16 protein-coding genes and 1 pseudogene are annotated in these 19628 nt (G+C 69.9%); 2 read left to right on the forward strand and 15 right to left on the reverse strand.

Annotation, left to right across the window (positions count from 1 at the left end; translation table 11 throughout):
• Positions 1 to 21: 21 nt before the first annotated feature.
• Positions 22 to 912: pseudogene (locus ACIBI9_RS10685) on the reverse strand (LLM class flavin-dependent oxidoreductase); the annotation flags it as partial.
• The gene (locus tag ACIBI9_RS10690) at positions 913 to 3039 is read right to left on the reverse strand and encodes an LLM class flavin-dependent oxidoreductase (RefSeq protein ID WP_397221720.1); all 2127 of its coding nucleotides are present in this window, start codon (positions 3037 to 3039) and stop codon (positions 913 to 915) included.
• A gap of 51 nt (positions 3040 to 3090) precedes the next feature.
• On the opposite strand from ACIBI9_RS10690, the gene ACIBI9_RS10695 reads away from it, so the two are divergent.
• Positions 3091 to 3552 (forward strand): MarR family winged helix-turn-helix transcriptional regulator, encoded by a 462-nt coding sequence (locus ACIBI9_RS10695; protein ID WP_397221721.1) that lies wholly within the window; start codon positions 3091 to 3093, stop codon positions 3550 to 3552.
• 385 nt (positions 3553 to 3937) lie between these two features.
• Here the strand turns inward: ACIBI9_RS10695 and ACIBI9_RS10700 are convergent, their stop codons facing one another.
• From ACIBI9_RS10700 to ACIBI9_RS10710, 3 genes are all read right to left on the reverse strand, one after another.
• Complete coding sequence (locus ACIBI9_RS10700) at positions 3938 to 4330, reverse strand: DUF3224 domain-containing protein (protein WP_397221722.1); 393 nt, start codon at positions 4328 to 4330, stop codon at positions 3938 to 3940.
• A gap of 35 nt (positions 4331 to 4365) precedes the next feature.
• A complete protein-coding gene (locus ACIBI9_RS10705; protein WP_397221723.1) occupies positions 4366 to 5142 on the reverse strand; it encodes an LLM class flavin-dependent oxidoreductase in 777 nt (258 codons plus the stop codon).
• 91 nt (positions 5143 to 5233) lie between these two features.
• On the reverse strand, positions 5234 to 6442 hold the full coding sequence (locus tag ACIBI9_RS10710; RefSeq protein ID WP_397221724.1) for an FAD-binding protein: 1209 nt from the start codon (positions 6440 to 6442) through the stop codon (positions 5234 to 5236).
• A gap of 79 nt (positions 6443 to 6521) precedes the next feature.
• On the opposite strand from ACIBI9_RS10710, the gene ACIBI9_RS10715 reads away from it, so the two are divergent.
• Positions 6522 to 6866: a PLD nuclease N-terminal domain-containing protein gene (locus tag ACIBI9_RS10715; protein ID WP_397221725.1), complete on the forward strand. Its 345-nt coding sequence runs from the start codon at positions 6522 to 6524 to the stop codon at positions 6864 to 6866.
• Here ACIBI9_RS10715 and araA read toward each other — a convergent pair.
• From araA to ACIBI9_RS10765, 10 genes are all read right to left on the reverse strand, one after another.
• Complete coding sequence (gene araA / locus ACIBI9_RS10720) at positions 6863 to 8317, reverse strand: L-arabinose isomerase (RefSeq protein WP_397221726.1); 1455 nt, start codon at positions 8315 to 8317, stop codon at positions 6863 to 6865. The two genes, ACIBI9_RS10715 and araA, sit on opposite strands and share 4 nt — an antisense overlap.
• Positions 8314 to 8961: an L-ribulose-5-phosphate 4-epimerase gene (locus tag ACIBI9_RS10725; protein ID WP_397221727.1), complete on the reverse strand. Its 648-nt coding sequence runs from the start codon at positions 8959 to 8961 to the stop codon at positions 8314 to 8316. The genes araA and ACIBI9_RS10725 overlap by 4 nt, the downstream gene beginning before the upstream one ends.
• A gap of 8 nt (positions 8962 to 8969) precedes the next feature.
• Positions 8970 to 10700 (reverse strand): ribulokinase, encoded by a 1731-nt coding sequence (araB, locus tag ACIBI9_RS10730; RefSeq protein ID WP_397221842.1) that lies wholly within the window; start codon positions 10698 to 10700, stop codon positions 8970 to 8972.
• A gap of 58 nt (positions 10701 to 10758) precedes the next feature.
• On the reverse strand, positions 10759 to 11742 hold the full coding sequence (locus ACIBI9_RS10735; protein ID WP_397221843.1) for a LacI family DNA-binding transcriptional regulator: 984 nt from the start codon (positions 11740 to 11742) through the stop codon (positions 10759 to 10761).
• A 64-nt stretch (positions 11743 to 11806) separates the two neighbouring features.
• Positions 11807 to 13066 carry a multiple monosaccharide ABC transporter permease gene (gene mmsB, locus ACIBI9_RS10740; protein ID WP_397221728.1) on the reverse strand — a complete coding sequence of 420 codons (1260 nt, stop codon included), beginning with the start codon at positions 13064 to 13066 and terminating at the stop codon, positions 11807 to 11809.
• Positions 13063 to 14595 (reverse strand): multiple monosaccharide ABC transporter ATP-binding protein, encoded by a 1533-nt coding sequence (mmsA, locus tag ACIBI9_RS10745; protein WP_397221729.1) that lies wholly within the window; start codon positions 14593 to 14595, stop codon positions 13063 to 13065. The genes mmsB and mmsA overlap by 4 nt, the downstream gene beginning before the upstream one ends.
• A gap of 60 nt (positions 14596 to 14655) precedes the next feature.
• Positions 14656 to 15771: a multiple monosaccharide ABC transporter substrate-binding protein gene (gene chvE / locus ACIBI9_RS10750; protein WP_397221730.1), complete on the reverse strand. Its 1116-nt coding sequence runs from the start codon at positions 15769 to 15771 to the stop codon at positions 14656 to 14658.
• A gap of 193 nt (positions 15772 to 15964) precedes the next feature.
• Entirely contained in the window at positions 15965 to 16957 is a 993-nt protein-coding gene (gene yjfF, locus ACIBI9_RS10755; protein WP_397221731.1) for a galactofuranose ABC transporter, permease protein YjfF, read from the reverse strand.
• Positions 16954 to 18072 carry an ABC transporter permease gene (locus ACIBI9_RS10760; RefSeq protein ID WP_397221733.1) on the reverse strand — a complete coding sequence of 373 codons (1119 nt, stop codon included), beginning with the start codon at positions 18070 to 18072 and terminating at the stop codon, positions 16954 to 16956. The genes yjfF and ACIBI9_RS10760 overlap by 4 nt, the downstream gene beginning before the upstream one ends.
• On the reverse strand, positions 18069 to 19580 hold the full coding sequence (locus ACIBI9_RS10765) for a sugar ABC transporter ATP-binding protein (protein WP_397221734.1): 1512 nt from the start codon (positions 19578 to 19580) through the stop codon (positions 18069 to 18071). The genes ACIBI9_RS10760 and ACIBI9_RS10765 overlap by 4 nt, the downstream gene beginning before the upstream one ends.
• Between the last annotated feature and the right edge of the window lie 48 nt (positions 19581 to 19628).

Here is a 19628-nt window from a genome sequence, read left to right on the forward strand (position 1 = left end):
TCCGCCCGGCGGTCAGTTGCCGCGTTCGGCGGTGACGAGCTCGCGGGTGGCCGGAGCGACCTCGGCCGCGAACAGCTCCACCACCGACGGCTCGTCCGCCATCAGGATGAACGTGCTGACGCCGTGGTCCAGGGCGAGGCCGGCGAGCTCTTCGGCCCACTGGTCCGGCGGCCCGTCGAGCAGGCCCCGGCTGGAGCTCGCGAAGCGGCCCGAGAGGTTCAGCAGCCGGCGGACGTCGGCGGGCGAGCGGCCGGCGGACAGCGCGGCCTCGTCGATGTGCTTGTTGCCCTCCGTGAGGTCGCCGGGGCCGCCCTGCAGGTAGGACAGCGACGGCAGCCAGCCGTCGGCGGCGCGGCCGGTCAGCTTGAGCATCTTCGGCTTGTAGGCGCCGAGCCAGATCCCGATGTCATGGGCCGGAGCGGGCCCGCGTTTGGCGCCTTTGACCTGGTAGTACTCTCCGTCCACCCGGACGCCGCCCGGCTCGTCGGCCGCCCAGATCTCGCGGAAGATCCGGATCGCCTCCTCCAGCGCGTCCACGGCCTGGCCGGGAGACAGCCGCCGGCCGCCCATGGCCTCGATGGCGTCCCAGAACCCGCCCGCGCCGATGCCCAGCTCGAAGCGGCCGCCGCTGAGCAGGTCCAGGCTGGCCGCGCTGCGGGCCAGGACGGCCGGGTGCCGCAGCGGCAGGTTGAGCACGTTGCCGCTGAGCCGGACGCGCTCGGTGCGGGCGGCGACGTAGGACAGCAGGGTCCAGGTGTCGAGGAATTTCGGCTGGTACGGGTGATCCTGGAACGTCACCAGGTCCAGGCCGGCGCGGTCGGCCGCCACGGCCAGCTCCACCGCGTGGGCGGAGGGCTGCGCCGTGGGTGTGACGAACGCGCCGAACAGCAGGTCGTGCCCGTAGTCGGTCATCTATGACTCCTCAGGTCGGATGTTGAAGTTGTCGCGGAAGACGTTGTCCGGGTCGTACCGCGCCTTGAGCTCGCGCAACCGCCGCAGGGTGCGCGGCGGGAACGCGTCGCCCAGCCGCTCGGGGCGCCCGTCGGTCTCGAAGCTGAGGTAGAGGCCGTTGACGTACGGCTCCAGCCGGGCCCATTCCTTGTCCACCCGCTGCCGGTTCGCCCCGAAGGCGATGACCGAGAAATTGGCGGAGCGGTGGGCGTAGGCGGTGGCGTCCGCGGGGACGTCGGCCACCGCGCCGCCGACCGAGCGGATCTGGAAGAAGTACACCGCGCCGCTGTGGATCAGCCGCGTCGCGGCGGCGGCGAACTCCGGGGTGATGTGCTCGACCAGCCCGGAGCGGGTGACCGGCTCCCCCTGGCCGTTGTGGCCGTCGCCGGCCGCGTTGGCCATGACGGCGGCGTACGAGGTGATCACGACCTGCTGGTCGAGCAGCGGGGCGATGTCCGCCAGCGGCTGGAGCCGGTCGATGACGGTCTCCGGGACACCCGCGTTGACCATGGCCATCACGTGCCCGGTCGCCGGGCGGCCCGCGCGCGGCGGGCTCACGATGAGGAAGCTCGTCAGGTCGCGCGGGGCCGCCTCCTGGACCGCGCCCCACCCCTCGAGGAACGTGGCCGTGTCCCGGGCGTCCATGACGAGCTGCGCCCATCCGACGTCGCCGACCTCGTCCACCTGGAACTCGAACGCCGTGACGACGCCGAAGTTCGCGCCCGCGCCGCGTACCGCCCAGAACAGGTCCGCGTTCTCCGTCTCGCTCGCCCGCACCGCCGAGCCGTCGGCGAGCACCATCTCGACGGCGCGCAGGTGGTCGATGGTCAGGCCGTGGTCGCGGGCCAGGAACCCGAGGCCGCCGGCGGTGGCCAGGCCGCCGACGCCGACCCCGCCGTAGTCGCCGGAGCTGAGCGCCCACCCGTACGGCTCCAGGGCCGCGGCGACGTCCGTCCAGCGCGCTCCCGGCCCGATCCTGACCAGGCGGCTCTCCCGGTCGAGCACCTCGATGGAGTCGAGCCCGGACACGTCGACGACGATGCCGCCGTCGTTGGTGGAGCGGCCGCTGATCCCGTGGCCGCCGCTGCGCACCCCCAACGGCAGGTGCGGGTGGGCCCGCGCGAACGCCAGCGCCTCGGCCACCTGGCCGGCGTCGCCCGGCCGGATGACCAGCCCCGGCGCGCCGCCCCGCAGGTACGTCGACCTGACCCGCGAATACCCCGGGTCGCCCGGCTCGATCACCGGCAGGGACACGGGCACCCGTTCGTAGTCGATCCCGGCTCGCCGAAGGGCGCGCACGGACGCGCGGCGCAGCTGACGGCCGGTCGGTCCCACGGCCTCGCGCAGCGCGGGCGCCACCTCCAGCGCGAACCGCTCGATGGCCTCGGGGTCGTCCGACATGAGGATGAACGTCCCGATCCCGTCCTCGAGAGCCAGCGGGAGAAGCTCCTCCACGCCGGACCGCGCCGAGACGTTGACCAGCCGGCGGATCTCCCGGGGATCGCGGCCGGCCGCCATCGCAGCCTCGTCGATGAGCTTGTTCCCCGCCCTGATCCGGTCCGGCGCGCCCTCGTCGAGGGTGACCAGCCAGCCGTCCGCCCGCTCCCCCACCAGCCGCAGCGCCCGCGCGTCGCCCGCGCCCAGCCAGATCGGCACGTCGTGCGCGGCCGGCGGCCCCGGCTGCGCGCCACCGATCCGGTAGTGCTCGCCGTCGAAGCTCAGCGGCCCGCCGTCCGCGTCCCACATGCCGCGGATCACCTCGATCGCCTCGCCGGCCCCCTCAGCGGCCCCCGCCCCTGCGCCCAGCGCGAGCGACAACCGGCCGCCGGACAGCAGGTCGAGGCTGGCCGCCGCGCGGGCGAGCACGGCGGGCGGGCGCAGCGGGAGGTTCAGGACGTTGGCCGACAGGCCCACCCTCGAGGTCCGTCCGGCCACCCACGACAGGAGCGTCCACGTGTCGAACGTGTCGGGATGATCCGGAAAGGTGACCAGGTCGTACCCCAGTTCCTCACTCCGGACCGCCAGCGACACGGCGTCGGCTCCGGGGGTGATGAACGTGCCGAACGTCAGTGGATGGCCGTAGTTCATCCGAGCCCTCTCCAGAAAAGGTTGATGCATCAACCATACTAGACTGTCGTCATGTCCTCGCTCTCCACCCGTCAGGCGGCCCACTGGGCCAGCTATCAGCGCATGCGCGTGCAGCTCACCGGGCGGATCAACCGGGAGCTCGCCGGCTCCACCGGCCTGTCGGAAGCCGACTACGAGATCCTCGCCCACCTCACCGAGTCGCCCGACGAGTCGATGCGGGCGCTGGCGCTGCGGTGCGGGCTGGCATGGGAGAAGAGCCGCCTGTCCCACCAGCTGCGGCGCATGGAGCAGCGCGGGCTGGTCACGCGCGCCGAGTGCGAGGAGGACAACCGGGGGTCGGTCATCCGGGTCACCGAGGAGGGCCGCCGGCTCGCCGCCGAGGCCAGGCTCCACCACGAGCGGGCCGTACGGCGCTACGTCGTCGACGTGCTGACCCCGGGCCAGCTGGAGGCGCTGGGCGACATCGCCGAGACCGTGCTAGGCCGGCTCACGGACGAGGAGCACCAGGCATAGGCCTGCTCCTGCTCGCCCCCACCTACGGCGGCGCCGCGGTGGTGATCCGGGAGGTGGCCCGCAGGAAGGGGCTCGGCGTGGCCGAGCATCGTGCTCATGGCCCTCGCCTACGGCGTGTTCGAGGAGGGCATCATGACGATGTCGCTCTTCAACCCCGACGCGGCGGACCACCCCGTGGCTGGGCAAGGTCGGCCTGGGCGTGGCGGCGGCGCTGGCCGTGCTGGGAACTTCCGGCTGCCGCGGCCGGGCCGCCGGGCGGGCGCCGTCACCGTGGCTGATGCTCGGGGCGGCGCTGGTCGCCGGGCTGGTGTTCGTCACCCGGGCTCGATCTCGCCGGCCACGTGGTGTTCGGGCTGGGCGCCGTGGCGCTGCTGGTCGTGGCGCTTCAGAGGGTGAAGTCGAATGTGTAGGAGTGCGAGCCGTCAGGGGCGATGATGATGTCCATCTCACCCCTGAGCCCCCGCAACTCCCCCGTGGCCGAGTCGGGGACGACCGAGATTCTCAGCGACTGCTCGCCGCGATCGCTGACCGCGTTGTGCTGCACGACGAAGGCCCCCGCGCGGCCGTCGAGAGTGCCCTCGATGCGCTCCAGCGCCACGTACGACCTCGAGTCCTCGACCTCCGTCGAGGCCGTCAGCAGGTGGACGACGCTGGTGGCCGTCAGGTCCCCGTGAAAGGTCTTGGACATGGTCACGAGCCCGATCGAGACGCCGTCACGCTCCACGAACGGCGCTTTGGCGTCCCAGTCTGCGGTGTCGAAGGTTCCCTTGGCGGTCATGGCTCCATCGTGCCGGTCGTACCTGTCAGATCCCGTCAGGTACCGGCGAGGCGCTCGACCACCGGCGCGAACTCGTCCAGGTACTGGGCGTTCACCGACACGTACGAGACGCCGAGCCTGTCGCGGCGCCTGCGCAGCGTGTCCGCCATCTCGTCCGGGGTGCCCAGCAGGACGCCGGTGCCGCCGGCCGGGACGCTCAGCCAGGAGGGCGGCTCGGCCCCGGCGGCCGCGAGGTTCATGCTGAGCTCCAGGTCGTGGAAGCGGTCGCCGGCCAGCTCGTACAGCTCGTCCAGCTTCGCCGCCACCTGATCCTCCGTGTAGTGCGGCGGCAGGCCGAGCGCCACGGTGTCGGCCTTCTGGGCGGCGAGCTTGAGAAGCCTGGTCCCGGACGCGGCAACCAGGACCCGTACGCCCTTGACCGCGTCGATGGTCTGGGCGACGCGCTCGATGCGCTGGCCGGGCGTGCCGTACCCGACGCCGAGCGTCGCGGCGTCCCGCTCCGCGTCCGGGCGTCCGGCGCCCAGGCCCAGCTCGAAGCGCCCGTCGGTGAGCGTGTGCAGGGTGGCGGTCTCCCACGCCACGGCCTCGGGAGTCCGGTTGGCGGCGCTCAGCACGAACGTGCCGACGCGCAGGGTCGTCGTGGCCGTCGCGGCCACGGCGGCGGCGACGAACGGCGACAGCGTGCCGAGCGTGTCGGGCACCAGCAGCGTCGAGTAGCCGAGGCTCTCCGCCCTGCGGGCCAGGCCGGTCCACGCGCCGGCGTCGGTGGCATGTCCGGCGACCGCGCCGAACCTGAACGGGTGATCGGTCATGCCACCAACCATCGCGGATCCACGCCCCGGCGACATCGTCCCCCGGGGCGGTGGTCTCCTACATCCGGGGGAGCATGCCCGCACGAGAGTGCTACTCCTGCAGCAGTATCCGCGTGAAGTCGTTGGCGAACTTGCCCTCGGGGTCGAGCCGCCCCACCAGCGAGCGGAACTCGTCGGGGCACGCGGGCCGGCGGGTGAACAGCTTGCCCCAGTGCGGCCTCGGCGCGAACGGCGCCAGCGTCTCCTCCACCAGCTCCAGCACCGGCAGCACCGCGGCCACGTCCCTGATCCAGGTGAAGTGGATGCCGACGCTGTCGCGACCGCGGAAGGGGCTCAGCCACAGGTCGTCGGGCGCGATCGAGCGCACCTCCGAGATCTGCAGGACGGGCCGGATCCGGTCGCCGATCGCGAACAGCTCGCGCAGCGCCTTGACCGCGTGCTCCCTGGGCAGGATGAGCTCCGACTGCAGCTCGTTGCCCGCGCCGCTCGGCTCTGCGTCCGGCCGGAAGTGCGGCAGCCGCTCGTACCACGGGCCGGGCACGCCGAGCTGGATCGTGCAGTTCTCCGCCGACATCGCGGGCAGGGGGTGGCGGGGGCCGTCGGCCGGGGTGGTGCCGTACCAGTCGGCGTCGGTCAGCTCCTCGGTGCTCTTCAGCCAGACGCGGGTGTCGCGCCAGTCGGTGAAGAGGCTGACGCTGTAGGCGCCGGACATGATCTGGTCGAAGTCGGCGAGGGCGCCCACGGTCAGGCCCTCGCGTACGTACTGGCGCACCTCGAAGGCCGGCACCAGGTCGAGGGTCAGCGAGGTGACGATGCCGAGCGCGCCGAGGGCCACCACCGCGCCGGGGAAGTCGGCGTCCCCGCGGGAGAGGGTGAGCATGGAGCCGTCGGCGGTGACGAGGTCGAGCGAGGCCACGGCCGAGGCCAGGCCGGGGATGGCGTCGCCGGAGCCGTGCGTGCCGGTCGCGACCGAGCCGGCCACGGAGATGTGCGGCAGCGAGGCCATGTTCGCCAGCGCGAACCCGGCCCGGTGCACCTGCGGCGCGAGCCTCGCGTACGTCATGCGCGCGGGCACCCGCACCGTGGCCGCCGCGCTGTCGATCTCCACCGCGTCCGGCATCCGGTCGAGCACGACGAGGTCGCCGTCGGTGTCCGCGACGTCGTTGAACGAGTGGCCGCTCCCCAGCGCCCGCACGCGGGAGCCGGCCGAGACGAGCCGCTGGAGCTCGTCGAGCGAGGTCGGGTGATGGACATCTTGCGCCCGAAATGCGGTATTTCCCGCCCAATTGGTCAGCGTCACGGCATTACCTTCCCACAAACCACCTTGTCAGCCCCGCCCGGGTGCCGCTAGCTTCGTGAGCCGCTGACGGAGGTGTGCCGTGCTCTACTTGTCCGAGGCCATCGGCCTTGTCACGCTTGTGCTCTGGCTCTACTGCCTCTTCGACGCGATCACCACGCCCGACGTGCTCTGCAGAAACCTGCCGAAGATCGTCTGGGTGGTCATCGTCGTGCTGTTCCCGCTGATCGGCTCCATCGCCTGGCTGGTGGCGGGCCGGCCGGAGCGGTCGCAGGCGGTCACGCGGCCGAGCGCGTTCCCCGAGTACGACCGCCCGGGCCGCTTCGCCGCCGTCAACCCGGACGACGACGAGGAGTTCCTGCGCCGCTGCCGCGAACGCGCCGAGGAGCAGCGCAGGAACGCCCCCAAGAAACCGCCCGAGGACTAGAAGCCCTGGGCCAGGCGGTAGTACGCCTGGTTCCAGCGGATCTCCTTGGCGAACTGCTCGGTCGTCGTGTCGGCGTCGATGATCAGCAGCTCCACGCCGAGCATGTCGGCCAGGTCGGTCAGCTCCGCGCGGCCGACGACCGTGGAGAGCACCGTGTGGTGCGGCGCGCCGGCCGTGAGCCACGACTCCGTGGACGTACGCAGGTTGGGGCGGGGGGTCCAGACCGCGCGGGCGACCGGCAGCTTGGGCAGCGGCTGGGGCGGGGCCACGAGGTCGATCTCGTTGGCCACCAGCCGGAACCGGTCACCCATGTCGGCCAGGCCCACCACGATGCCGGGGCCGGGCTCGGCATCGAACACGAGCCGGACCGGGTCCTCCCGGTTGCCGATGCCCAGCGGGTGGATCTCGCACGACGGCGTGCCGGAGGCGATCGAGGGGCAGACCTCCAGCATGTGCGCGCCCAGGATGAGCTCCTGGCCGGGCGACATGTCGTAGGTGTAGTCCTCCATGAACGAGGTGCCGCCGGGCGCCATGGACTTCAGGGTGCGCAGCAGGACCGAGGTCTTCCAGTCGCCCTCGCCGCCGAAGCCGTACCCGTCGGCCATGAGCCGCTGCACGGCCAGGCCGGGGAGCTGGCGCAGGCCGCCGAGGTCCTCGAAGTTCGTGGTGAACGCCTTGAAGCCGCCCGCCTCCAGGAAGCCGCGCAGGCCCAGCTCGATCCTGGCGGCGTACCGCAGCGACTCGCTGCGCTCGCCGAGCAGCTCGGGGGCGACCTTGTACTGCTCGGCGTACTCCTTGACCAGCGCGGTCACGTCCGCGTCCGAGGCCGCGTCCACGGCCTCCACCAGGTCGTTCACGCCGTACGTGTTGACCGAGACGCCGAAGCGGAGCTGCGCCTCGACCTTGTCGCCCTCGGTGACCGCCACGTCGCGCATGTTGTCGCCGAAGCGCGCCAGCTTCAGCGTGCGCACCTCGGCCAAGCCCTTGGCGGCCCGCACCCAGGTCAGGATGCGCTCGCCCACGGACGGGTCGCTGACGTGCCCGGCCACGGTCTTGCGCGGCACGCCCAGCCGCGTCTGCACGAACCCGAACTCGCGGTCGCCGTGCGCGGCCTGGTTGAGGTTCATGAAGTCCATGTCGATGGTGCTCCACGGGAGCTCCACGTTGGCCTGCGTGTGCAGGTGCAGCAGCGGCTTGCGCAGCGCGTCGAGCCCCGCGATCCACATCTTGGCCGGGGAGAACGTGTGCATCCACGCGATCACGCCGGCGCACGAGTCGTCGGCGTTGGCCTCCAGCATCACGCGCCTGATCGCCGCCGCGTCGGTGAGCACGGGCTTCCACTCGACGGGCATGGGCAGCTGCTCGGCGATCCGCTGAGACTGCTCGGCCACCTGGCGCAGCGTGTCCTCGCCGTACAGCCCCTGGCTGCCGGTCAGAAACCAGATCTTCAACGCGGGCTCCTCTGTCCGTAGACGTTCTGATAGCGGTCGTACAGGCGGTCGATGTCGTCCTGCGGGATCGGCAGCGGCTCGCCGAGCTGCCTGGCCACGTGGACGGTGCGGGCCACGTCCTCGCACATGACGGCGGCCTTCACAGCCGCCTTCGAATCCTTGCCGATGCTGAACACGCCGTGGTTCTGCATGAGGACGGCCTTGGAGCGGTGGCCCTTGAGCGTCTCGACGATGCCCTGGCCGATCGAGTCGTCGCCGATCAGCGCGAACGGGCCGAGGGGGATCTCGCCGCCGAACTCGTCGGCCATCGCGGTCAGCACGCAGGGGATGGCCTCACCGCGCGCCGCCCAGGCGGAGGCGTAGGTGGAGTGCGTGTGCACGACGCCGCCGACGTCGGGCATGTTGCGGTAGACGTACGCGTGCGCGGCGGTGTCGCTGGACGGCGAGTGCTCGCCCTCCACGAGGTTGCCGTCGAGGTCGCACACGACCATGTTCTCCGGCGTCAGCTCGTCGTACGAGACCCCGGACGGCTTGATGACGAACAGGTCCTCGCCCGGGACCCGGCCCGAGACGTTGCCCGCGGTCCAGACGACCAGGTTGTAGCGGACCAGCTCCGCGTGCAGGTCAGCGACGATCTTCCTCATGCTCATGTTCATGGCCTCCACTTCGCGGAGGCGGGCTCGGTCGCTCCGGAGCCGCCGCCTTCCCTCGTCGCTATGGTCGCTTCGCTCCCGCCGCTCCTCAGTCCAGGCGGCGGCGCTCCCTCGCGGGCCTCGTTCCTGATCGCGCGGAGGGTGTGCAGCGTCTTTCCGTCTCCGAAGAAGTCGTGGAGCCTGCGGTACTCGGCGTAGAGCCGGTCGTAGGCGTCGGCGCTGGCCTCGTCGGGCACGTACGCGGCCTCGGTGCGCTTGCCCATGGCCGCGGCGGCCTCCTGGATGCCCGGGTAGGCGCCGGCGGCGACGGCCGCGTGGATGGCCGAGCCGAGCGCGGGGCCCTGGTCGGAGCCGATGACCGACAGCGGGCGGCGCAGCACGTCGGCGTAGACCTGCATGAGGAAGCGGTTCTTCAGCAGGCCGCCGGCGACCACGAACTCCTCGACCGGCACGCCCGACTTCTCGAACGTCTCCACGATCATCCGGGCGCCGAACGCGGTGGACTCGATAAGCGCCCGGTAGACGTCCTCGGGCTTGGTGGCCAGGGTCTGGCCGATGATCACCCCGGAGAGGTTGTGGTCCACGAGCACCGAGCGGTTGCCGCCGAACCAGTCGAGCGCGACCAGGCCGTGTTCGCCGACCGCCTGCTTCTCGGCCAGCGCGGTCAGGCTCTCGTGGTCGAGGTCGCCCCCGAAGTTGTCCACGAACCAGGCGAAGATGTCGCCGACCGCGGACTGGCCGGCCTCGTAGCCCCAGAGGCCGGGCACGATGCCGTCGCGTACGACGCCGCACATGCCGGGCACCTCGGCGAGCTGGTCGCTGGGCATGATGTGGCAGGTGGAGGTGCCCATGATGGCCACCATCTGGCCGGGCCTGACGGCGTCGGCGGCGGCCGAGGTGACGTGCGCGTCCACGTTGCCGACGGCGACGGCCGCGCCCTCGGGCAGGCCGGTCCACTCCGCGGCCTGCGCGGTCAGGCGCCCGGCGAGGCCGCCGAGCGGGGCCAGCGTGGTGCCGTCGACCCTATCGCCAACACTGCCGGTGGCGAGCTTGCTCACGAAGCCGGCGAAGCCGGGGTTGAGCTCGGCGAGGAACTCCTCGGACGGGTAGGAGCCGTCCTGGAAGATCCCCTTGTAACCCACAGTGCAGATGTTGCGGCTCTCGACGCCGGTGAGCTGCCAGATGATCCAGTCGGCGGCCTCGATCCAGCGCTCGGCCCTGGCGTACACCTCGGGGGCCTCCTCCAGGACCTGCAGGCCCTTGGCGAACTCCCACTCCGAGGAGATCTTGCCCCCGTAGCGCGGCAGCCAGCTCTCCCCCCGGCGCGCGGCCAGCTCGTTGATCCGGTCGGCGTGCGACTGCGCGGCGTGGTGCTTCCACAGCTTCGGCCACGCGTGCGGCTCGGAGGGGGTCTCGAAGCACAGCGGCGTGCCGTCCGCCGTCGTGGGCAGCACGGTGCAGGCGGTGAAGTCGGTGCCGATGCCGATGATCTGCTCGGGCGCGACGCCCGCGGCGGCGATCGCCTGGGGTACGGCGATCTTCAGCACGTCGATCCAGTCCTGCGGCGACTGAAGCGCCCAGTCGGGGCCCAGCCTCTCGTCGGATCCCGGCAGGCTGTGCTCGATGACGCGGTGGGCGTACTCGTGGACGGCGCTGCCCAGCTCGGCGCCGTCGCTCACGCGGACGACGACGGCACGCCCCGAGAGCGTGCCGAAGTCGACTCCGACCACGTAACTGTTAGCGTTCACATTGCACTCCAGGGGATTTTTTCTGTGGCATGCACATCATCTACCGCCGAGCCGAGGTGCTCGACCTCACGACGAAGCTAGGAGGGACGACCAAGCGCTCGTACGCGGTGGGCCCGGAGTCGATCTGGCGCAGCAGCACCTCGATGCAGTGCCTGCCCACCACGTCGAAGTCCTGCCTGACCGTGGTGAGCGGCGGCGAGAAGAACTCCGACTCGGGGATGTCGTCGAAGCCCACCACGCTGATCTGGTCGGGCACCCGCACGCCCGCCTCGCTGAGCGCGCGCAGCACGCCGAGCGCCATCTGGTCGTTGCCGGCGAACACGGCCGTGACGCCCTCCATCGCCGCCAGGCTCTTGCCGGCCTCGTAACCGGCGCGCGGGCTCCAGTCGCCGGCCAGCGGCTCGGGCACCGGCCGGCCCGCCTCCTCCAGGGCCGCGCGCCAGCCCTCGATCCGGCCCTCGGTCTCCAGCCAGTCAGGAGCGCCGCTGACGTGCCAGACGGTCTCGTGGCCCAGCTCCAGAAGGTGGCGGGTGGCGAGCCTGGCGCCTTGCACCTGGTCGATGCAGACCACCGACACGTCGGCGCTGTGGGTGCCCTCGACCGCGACCGCCGGCATGCCGGTCGGCAGGTTCTCCAGGGCGCGCCCGGCGGAGCGCTGCGGCGCGACCACCACGACCCCGTCCACGCCCTGCTCGGCGAGGTAGTCGATGGCGTCGCGCACGCTCGCCGCGTCGATCGACTTCAGGCTGACGATGCTCACGAAGTAGCCTGCGGTCCTGGCCGCCTGCTCGATGCCGTAGATCGTGCTGGCCGGGCCGTACAGCGTGGTGTCGAAGCTCACCACGCCGAGCGTCCTCGACCGCTTGGTGACCAGGGCGCGGGCGACCAGGTTGCGCCGGTAGCCCAGCCGGGTGATCGCCTCCTCCACCCGGGCGCGAGTGTCCGCCCGGACGTTCGGGTGGTCGTTGAGCACCCGGGAGACCGTCTGGTGCGACACGCCCGCTTCCTTGGCCACATCGGCCATGACCGGCAGGCGGCGCTTGGGGGTCGTCACGGTCTCTCCTTTCGCTGGGCTCAGGGGATCTTAGCTAACGGGAAGCACCCGCCCTACGCTTGGTCCACACGTCGAACGCGACGGCAGCCAGAAGGACCGCCCCCTTGACGAGCATGACCCGCTCGCTGGGGGAGCCGATCAGGGACATGCCGTTGTTGATGACCGCCATGATCAGACCGCCGGTGATGGCGCCGACCACCTTGCCGACGCCGCCCTGGACGGCCGCGCCGCCGATGAAGGCCGCGGCGATGGCGTCCAGCTCGAAGCTGTTACCGGCGGTGGGGCCCGCCTGGTTGAGCCGGCCGGCGAAGATGATGCCGGCGATGGCCGACAGCACGCCCATGTTGACGAAGATCCAGAAGACCACCGACTTGACCTTCACGCCGGACATCACGGCCGCCTGGAGGTTGCCGCCGATGGCGTAGATCTGCCGGCCGAAGACCGTGCGGTTGGCCATCAGCGAGTAGCCGAGCACGAGCACCGCCAGCAGCACCAGCACCCACGGGAGGTTCTTGAAGCGGGCGAGCTGCACGACCAGGAAGAGGATCAGCGCGGCCCCGGCCGCCAGCTTCAGCACGAACAGCGCCATCGGCTCCACGGCCTGCCCGTAGCCGCGGCGCGCGTTGCGGGTGCGCCACTGGGAGGTCGCCATGCCGGCGATGGCCACGATGCCGATCAGGAGGCTGAACAGGTCGGCGCCGCCGAGCGGGCCGAGGCCGATGTTGCCGAGGTAGCCGTTGGTGAAGCCGTTGGCCAGCGTGCGGACCTGGTCGGGGAACGGGCCGATGCCCTGGTTGCCCAGCACGGTCAGGGTCAGCGCCCTGAACAGCAGCATGCCGGCCAGCGTCACGATGAACGCCGGGATGCCGAAGTACGCGATCCAGTAGCCCTGCCAGGCCCCGATGAGCGCCCCGGCCACCAGCGTGACCAGCAGGGCGAGCGGCCAGGGCCAGCCCATGTTCACCATGAGCACGGCCGCCAGCGCTCCCGTGACCGCCACCACCGAGCCGACCGACAGGTCGATGTGCCCGGCGATGATGATCAGGATCATGCCGATCGCGAGGATCAGGACGTAGGAGTTCTGGACGATGATGTTGGAGATGTTCTGCGGCGTGAGCATCGCGCCGTCGGTCAGCACCGAGAACAGCACGACGATCAGCGCGAAGGCGATGTAGATACCGCTGGATCGCAGGTTGAGCGACACTCCGCCGAACGACACCCTGCCCGGCTGCCGTGGAGCTCCTCCGTCGCCCTTGGCGCCGACCTCCACGTCGGTGGGCGTGATGCTACTCATTTTTCCTGTCCCTTGGTCATCAGGTACATGAGGTGTTCCTGGGTGGCCTCCTGGCGCGGCACCTCGCCGGTGATGCGGCCCTCGGAGAGGGTGTAGATGCGGTCGCACAGACCGAGCAGCTCGGGCAGCTCGGAGGAGATCACGAGCACGGCCTTGCCCTGGTCGGCCAGCCGGTTGATGATCGTGTAGATCTCGTACTTGGCACCGACGTCGATGCCTCTGGTGGGCTCGTCGAGGATGAGCACGTCAGGCTCGGTCAGGATCCACTTGGAGAGCACGACCTTCTGCTGGTTGCCGCCGCTCAGCTTGCCGACGACGCTGTTGACGCTGGGCGCCTTGATGTTCATGCTCTTGTGGAACTGCTCGGCGACCTTGTACTCCTCGTTCTCGTTGACCCAGCCGCGCTTGGACAGCCCGGTGAGCCCGGCCGCCGAGATGTTGCGCTTGATGTCCTCGATGAGGTTGAGTCCGTACCTCTTGCGGTCCTCGGTGGCGTAGGCGATGCCGTGCCTGATCGCGTCCTGCACGTTGCGGATCTCGATCGGCTTGCCGTCCTTGAAGATCTTGCCGGAGATGTGCACCCCGTACGCGCGCCCGAACACGCTCATCGCCAGCTCGGTGCGCCCGGCGCCCATCAGCCCCGCGAGGCCGACGATCTCCCCCCGGCGCAGCGTGAGGGCGGCGCCGTCGACCACCTTCCGGCCGGGCTGGCTGGGGCTGTAGACCGTCCAGTCCTCGATGCGCAGCACCTCGTCGCCGATGGTCGGCTCGTGCGGCGGGAAGCGGTTGTCGAGCGCGCGGCCGACCATGCCGGAGATGATGCGGTCCTCGGTGACGTGGTCGGTGGCCATGTCGAGGGTCTCGATCGTCTGCCCGTCACGGATGATCGTGACGGAGTCGGCGATGGCGGTGACCTCGTTCAGCTTGTGGGAGATGATCACGCAGGTGATGCCCTCGTCCCGCAGGCCGCGCAGCAGGTCGAGCAGGTGGGCCGAGTCGTCGTCGTTGAGCGCGGCGGTCGGCTCGTCGAGGATGAGCAGCTTCACCTCTTTCGAGAGCGCCTTGGCGATCTCGACGAGCTGCTGCTTGCCCACGCCGATGTCGGAGATCGGCGTCGTCGGGTTCTCTCGCAGGCCGACCCGCTTCATCAGCTCGCCGGCCTCGTAGTTGGTGCGGTTCCAGTCGATGAAGCCGCGCTTGGCGCGCTCGTTGCCGAGGAAGATGTTCTCGGCGATCGACAGCTGCGGGCTGAGCGCCAGCTCCTGGTGGATGATGACGATGCCGGCGTGCTCGCTGTCGCGGATGCCGCCGAACTCGACCGTCCTGCCCTCGAAGCTGATCTCGCCCTCGTACTCGCCGTGCGGGTAGACCCCGGAAAGCACCTTCATCAGCGTCGACTTGCCGGCGCCGTTCTCGCCGCAGATGGCGTGGATCTCGCCTCGCCGGACGGACAGGTTGACGTTCTGCAGCGCCTTGACGCCGGGGAACGTCTTGGTGATCCCGCTCATCCGCAAGATGTGCTCGGTCATATATCCCTCGCTCAGAGAGGAAGCCCCGGGGACTCCTGGGGGTCCCCGGGGCTCTGGCCCTTACTTGAGCTGGTCCTCGGTGTAGTAGTTGCCGCCGATGATGACTTCCTTGTAGTTGCTCTTGTCGACGATCACCGGGTCGAGCAGGTACGACGGGACGACCTTGTTGCCGTTGTCGTAGTCCTTCTCGTTGTTGACCTCGGGCTTCTGACCCTTGAGCACGGAGTCGGCCATCTTCACGGTCTGCTCGGCGAGCTTGCGGGTGTCCTTGAAGATGGTGGAGTACTGCTCACCGGCAATGATCGACTTCACCGACGCGAGCTCGGCGTCCTGGCCGGTCACGATCGGGTAGGGCTGGCCGCTGGTGCCGTAGCCGGAGCTCTTGAGCGCCGACAGGATGCCGATCGACAGACCGTCGTACGGCGACAGCACGCCGTCCACCTTCTTGCCGCCGTAGGTCTTGGTGAGGATGTCCTCCATGCGCTTCTGCGCCGTGGCGGGGTCCCACCGCAGGATGGCGGCCTGCTTGAAGTCGGTCTGGCCGCTCGCGACCTTCAGGGTGCCGTCGTCGATCTTCGGCTTGAGCACCGACATGGCGCCGTTCCAGAAGAACGTGGCGTTGTTGTCGTCGGGCGATCCGCCGAACAGCTCGACGTTGAACGGGCCCTTCTTGCCGTCCTCGACGCCGAGGCCCTTGAGCAGCGAGGTCGCCTGCTGCACGCCGACCTTGAAGTTGTCGAACGTGGCGTAGTAGTCGACGTTCGGGCTGTTGCGGATCAGACGGTCATAGGCGATGACCGGGATCTTGTTGTCGGCGGCCTGCTGGAGCTGGGAGGTGATGGCGGTGCCGTCGATCGAGGCGATGATCAGGAGCTTGGCGCCCTTGGTGATCTGGTTCTCGATCTGGTTGGCCTGCGTCGGGATGTCGTTCTCCGCGTACTGGAGGTCGACCTTGTAGCCCAGCTTCTCCAGCTGCTGCTTGACGTTGTCGCCGTCGTGGATCCAGCGCTCCGACGACTTCGTGGGCATGGTGACGCCGATCAGGGCGCCCCCGTTACCGGCCGAGGCCGAGGCGGAGGCCTGGGCGTCGACGGTCTTGGTGCTCGATCCGCAGGCCGTCATCGTCGCGGCGAGGGCGATGACGGACACCACGCCCCCGATTCGTCCCAACCTCATGTCATCTCCTTGCGATGGGGGTCGCGGCAGCGCTGGACGCGGCGGCTGCCGGTAGAGCGAGGGATTCGATTACAGAAAGTAACGAATCAGAACTTAATTCTCGTTCGCTTCCGCCGATTGTTATCGCTAACAACACTCATGTCAACGGGCGCGCATAACCTACCGGAAACTTTCGGGTAACTTTCACCGCAGGTCAGCGCCTCGAACGGGCCGAAAACAGGCGCTGCAGCAAGATGAAGACGAAGAGCAACATTCCGATGAAGATCTTGGTCCACCAAGAGGACAGCGTGCCCTCGAAACTGATGATCGTCTGGATAAGGCCCAGCACGAGCACCCCGAGGACGGTGCCCAGCAGGAAGCCGCTGCCGCCGGTCAGGAGCGTGCCGCCGATGACGACCGCCGCGATGGCGTCCAGCTCCATGCCCACGGCGTGCAGCCCGTAGCCGGAGAGCATGTAGAACGACAGCAGCACGCCGCCCAGCGCCGAGCAGAACCCGCTGATCGTGTAGACCGCGATCTTCGTCCGGCCCACGGGCAGCCCCATGAGCAGCGCGGACTGCTCGCTGCCGCCGGTCGCGTACACCCCGCGGCCGAGGCGGGTGTAGTGCAGCACGTACGCCGCCACCAGCACGACCACCACGGCGACGATCACACTGGGCGATATCCACATGTCGGCGAACAGGTCGATCCTCGCCTGCGCGAACGCCGTGAAGGTGGGATCGTTGATCGGGATGGAGTCCGTGCCGATCGTGTAACACAGCCCCCGCGCCAGGAACATGCCCGCCAGCGTCACGATGAACGGCTGGATGTCGAAGGCGTGCACGATGTACCCCATCACCAGCCCCAGCCCCGACCCGATGACCAGCACCAGCGGGATCACCAGGTACGGCGGCCACCCGGGCCCCGCCATGAGGCTGGCCGAGATCATCGTGGACAGCGCCACCACCGACCCCACCGACAGGTCGATGCCCCCGGTCAGGATCACGAACGTCATCCCGACGGCCACCACCAGCAGGAAGGCGTTGTCGATGAAGACGTTGAGTATCACCTGCCCGCTGGCGAACCCCTCGTAGCGGATCCCGCCGACCACGAACATGGCCAGGAACAGGCACCCGGTCACCAGGACCGGCAGGTACTTGGCGGGCACACTGGCCCTGCCGATCGTGAGTGTGGTCATCGTGTTCATTGCCTCACTCCGTGAGGCGGCTCGGTCGCTGGTGAGCCGCCGCCTTCCCTCGTCGCTCTGGTCGCTACGCTCTCGCCGCTCCTCAGTCCAGGCGGCGGCGCTCCCTCGCGCACTCGCACCTTCTCCTCGGCCGCCGGGCTGGGCGGCGCGGTCCGGCCGCGTCTGCGGAACGCCTTCTCGCGGAAGGACGGGGACTGGATGAGGCAGACCGCCGTCACGACCAGCGCCTTGAACAGCAGCGTGGTCTCCGGCGGCACGCCGATCGAGTAGATCGTCGTGGTCAGGGTCTGGATGATCAGCGCGCCCAGCACGGTGCCGCCGAGCGAGAACCGGCCGCCGGACAGCGACGTGCCGCCGATCACGACGGCCAGGATGGCGTCCAGCTCGATCCACAGGCCCGCGTTGTTGCCGTCGGCGCTGGAGACGTTCGAGCTGATCATCAGCCCGGCCACGCCCGCGCACAGGGCGGCGAACGCGTACACCATGATGATGATCCCGCGCGCCCTGATGCCCGCCAGCCTGCTGGCCTCGGCGTTGCCGCCGACGGACTCGATCAGCATGCCCAGCGCCAGCCGCCGGGTGAGGAACGCCGTGATCGCCAGCACGCCGATCACGATGATGATGCCGAACGGCACGGTCAGCCAGTAGCCGCCGCCGATCACCTTGTACGCCGGGCTGTTGACGGTGATGATCTGCCCGTCGGTGATGAGCTGGGCCAGGCCGCGCCCGGCCACCATGAGGATGAGCGTGGCGATGATCGGCTGGATGCCGACGGCCGCGACCAGGAACCCGTTCCAGGCCCCCAGCACCAGGCAGAGCGCGAGCGCCGTCGCCACGGCGGTGAACACGCTCGCGTCCTGGCTGATCTGCAGGCAGGCCAGCGCCCCCGAGATCGCCACCACCGAGCCCACCGACAGGTCGATGCCGCCGGTGGCGATGACCAGCGTCATCCCGAGCGAGACCAGGATCAGGGGGGCGCCGAAGCGCAGGATGTCGATCAGGCTCCCGTACAGGTGGCCTTCCCTGACCTGGATCGAGAAGAAGCTGGGCGTGAAGAACACGTTCAGCGCCAGCAGCAGTACGAGGACCACCACCGGCCAGAGCAGCCGTCTCATGAGGTCCGGCCTCCGCTCGCGATCGTTTCCATGAGCACGTCCGTCGTGAGCTCGTCGTCGTTGGGCAGTTCGGCCACCAGCCGCCGGTCGCGCAGCACCTCCACCTTGTGGCTGAGCCGCAGCACCTCCTCCAGCTCGGCCGAGATGAACAGCACCGCCATGCCGCCGTCGGACAGCTCGGCCACCAGGCGCTGGATCTCGGTCTTCGCCCCGACGTCGATGCCCCGGGTGGGCTCGTCCAGGATGAGCAGGCGCGGCTCGAGGATGAGCCATCGGGCCAGCACGACCTTCTGCTGGTTGCCGCCGCTGAGGTTGCGTACGAGGTGCTCGGGGTTGGGCGGGCTGATTTTCAGGGCCTTGATGTACCTGCCGACCAGCTCGTCCTGCTGCTCGCGCGGCACCGGCCTGGTCCAGCCCCTGGTGGCCTGGAGGGCGAGGATGATGTTCTCGCGCACGGTGAGGTCCGGGATGAGGCCGTCGGCCTTGCGGTTCTCGGAGCAGAACGCGATCTTGTGGTTCATGGCCGCGCGGGGCGTGCGCAACGACGCCGGGGCCCCGCCGATCACGATCTCGCCCGTGCCCGCGTGGTCGGCGCCGAACAGCAGCCGGGCGATCTCCGTACGGCCGGAGCCGAGCAGCCCGGCCAGACCCACCACCTCGCCCTCGTGGATCGTGAGCGTGAACGGCTCGATGGCCCCCGCCCGGCCCAGCTCGCGCGCCTCGACCAGCGGCCGGTCGAAGACCTTGGCCTCGCCGTGCAGCCGCTCCAGCGCGGCCAGCTCCTGGCCGATCATCTTGGCGACCAGCTCGACCTGCGGGAGCTGATCGGTGAGGTATTCACCGACGAGCCTGCCATTGCGCAGGATCGTCATGCGGTCCGAGATCTCGTAGATCTGGTCGAGGAAGTGGGAGACGAAGAGGATGGCGATGCCCTCCTCCTTCAGCCTCCTCATCACCCTGAAGAGCTGCTCGACCTCGTCGGCGTCCAGGCTGGAGGTGGGCTCGTCCAGGATGAGCACCCTCGCCTCGATGTCGATCGCCCGCGCGATGGCCACCATCTGCTGGATGGCCAGCGAGTACGTCGACAGCGGCGCCGACACGTCCACGCTCAGCTCCAGCCGGGACAGCAGCTCGGCGGCCCTGGCGCGCATCCGTTTCCAGTCGATGCGGCCCCCTTTCCGGGGCTCGCGGCCGATGAAGATGTTCTCGGCCACCGAGAGGTTCGTGCAGAGGTTGACCTCCTGGTAGACCGTGCTGATGCCGGCCTGCTGCGCCTCCAGGGGGCTGCCGAACGCGACGGGCGCGCCGCCCAGTTCGATGGTGCCCGCGTCGGCGGGGTAGACGCCGGTGAGCACCTTGATCAGGGTGGACTTGCCCGCGCCGTTCTCTCCCATGAGCGCGTGCACCTCGCCCGGTAGCAGCCGCAGGTCGACGCCGTCCAGGGCCTTCACGCCAGGGAACTGCTTGCCGATCCCGCTCATCGTCAGGACCGGCGCGGGTGTGACCATGTCTCTCCTCATATGGGCCTTGCCTCGTCACTACGCCTCCCTGGCACC

It is taken from the genome of Nonomuraea sp. NPDC050451 (assembly GCF_044458585.1).

Coding starts and splice junctions, on each gene's coding strand:
- ACIBI9_RS10690 (WP_397221720.1), bottom strand. CDS start 3,039: ATGAACTACGGCCATCCACTGACGTTCGGCACGTTCATCACCCCCGGA.
- ACIBI9_RS10695 (WP_397221721.1), top strand. CDS start 3,091: ATGTCCTCGCTCTCCACCCGTCAGGCGGCCCACTGGGCCAGCTATCAG.
- ACIBI9_RS10700 (WP_397221722.1), bottom strand. CDS start 4,330: ATGACCGCCAAGGGAACCTTCGACACCGCAGACTGGGACGCCAAAGCG.
- ACIBI9_RS10705 (WP_397221723.1), bottom strand. CDS start 5,142: ATGACCGATCACCCGTTCAGGTTCGGCGCGGTCGCCGGACATGCCACC.
- ACIBI9_RS10725 (WP_397221727.1), bottom strand. CDS start 8,961: ATGAGGAAGATCGTCGCTGACCTGCACGCGGAGCTGGTCCGCTACAAC.
- ACIBI9_RS10735 (WP_397221843.1), bottom strand. CDS start 11,742: ATGGCCGATGTGGCCAAGGAAGCGGGCGTGTCGCACCAGACGGTCTCC.
- mmsB (WP_397221728.1), bottom strand. CDS start 13,066: ATGAGTAGCATCACGCCCACCGACGTGGAGGTCGGCGCCAAGGGCGAC.
- mmsA (WP_397221729.1), bottom strand. CDS start 14,595: ATGACCGAGCACATCTTGCGGATGAGCGGGATCACCAAGACGTTCCCC.
- chvE (WP_397221730.1), bottom strand. CDS start 15,771: ATGAGGTTGGGACGAATCGGGGGCGTGGTGTCCGTCATCGCCCTCGCC.
- yjfF (WP_397221731.1), bottom strand. CDS start 16,957: ATGAACACGATGACCACACTCACGATCGGCAGGGCCAGTGTGCCCGCC.
- ACIBI9_RS10760 (WP_397221733.1), bottom strand. CDS start 18,072: ATGAGACGGCTGCTCTGGCCGGTGGTGGTCCTCGTACTGCTGCTGGCG.
- ACIBI9_RS10765 (WP_397221734.1), bottom strand. CDS start 19,580: ATGGTCACACCCGCGCCGGTCCTGACGATGAGCGGGATCGGCAAGCAG.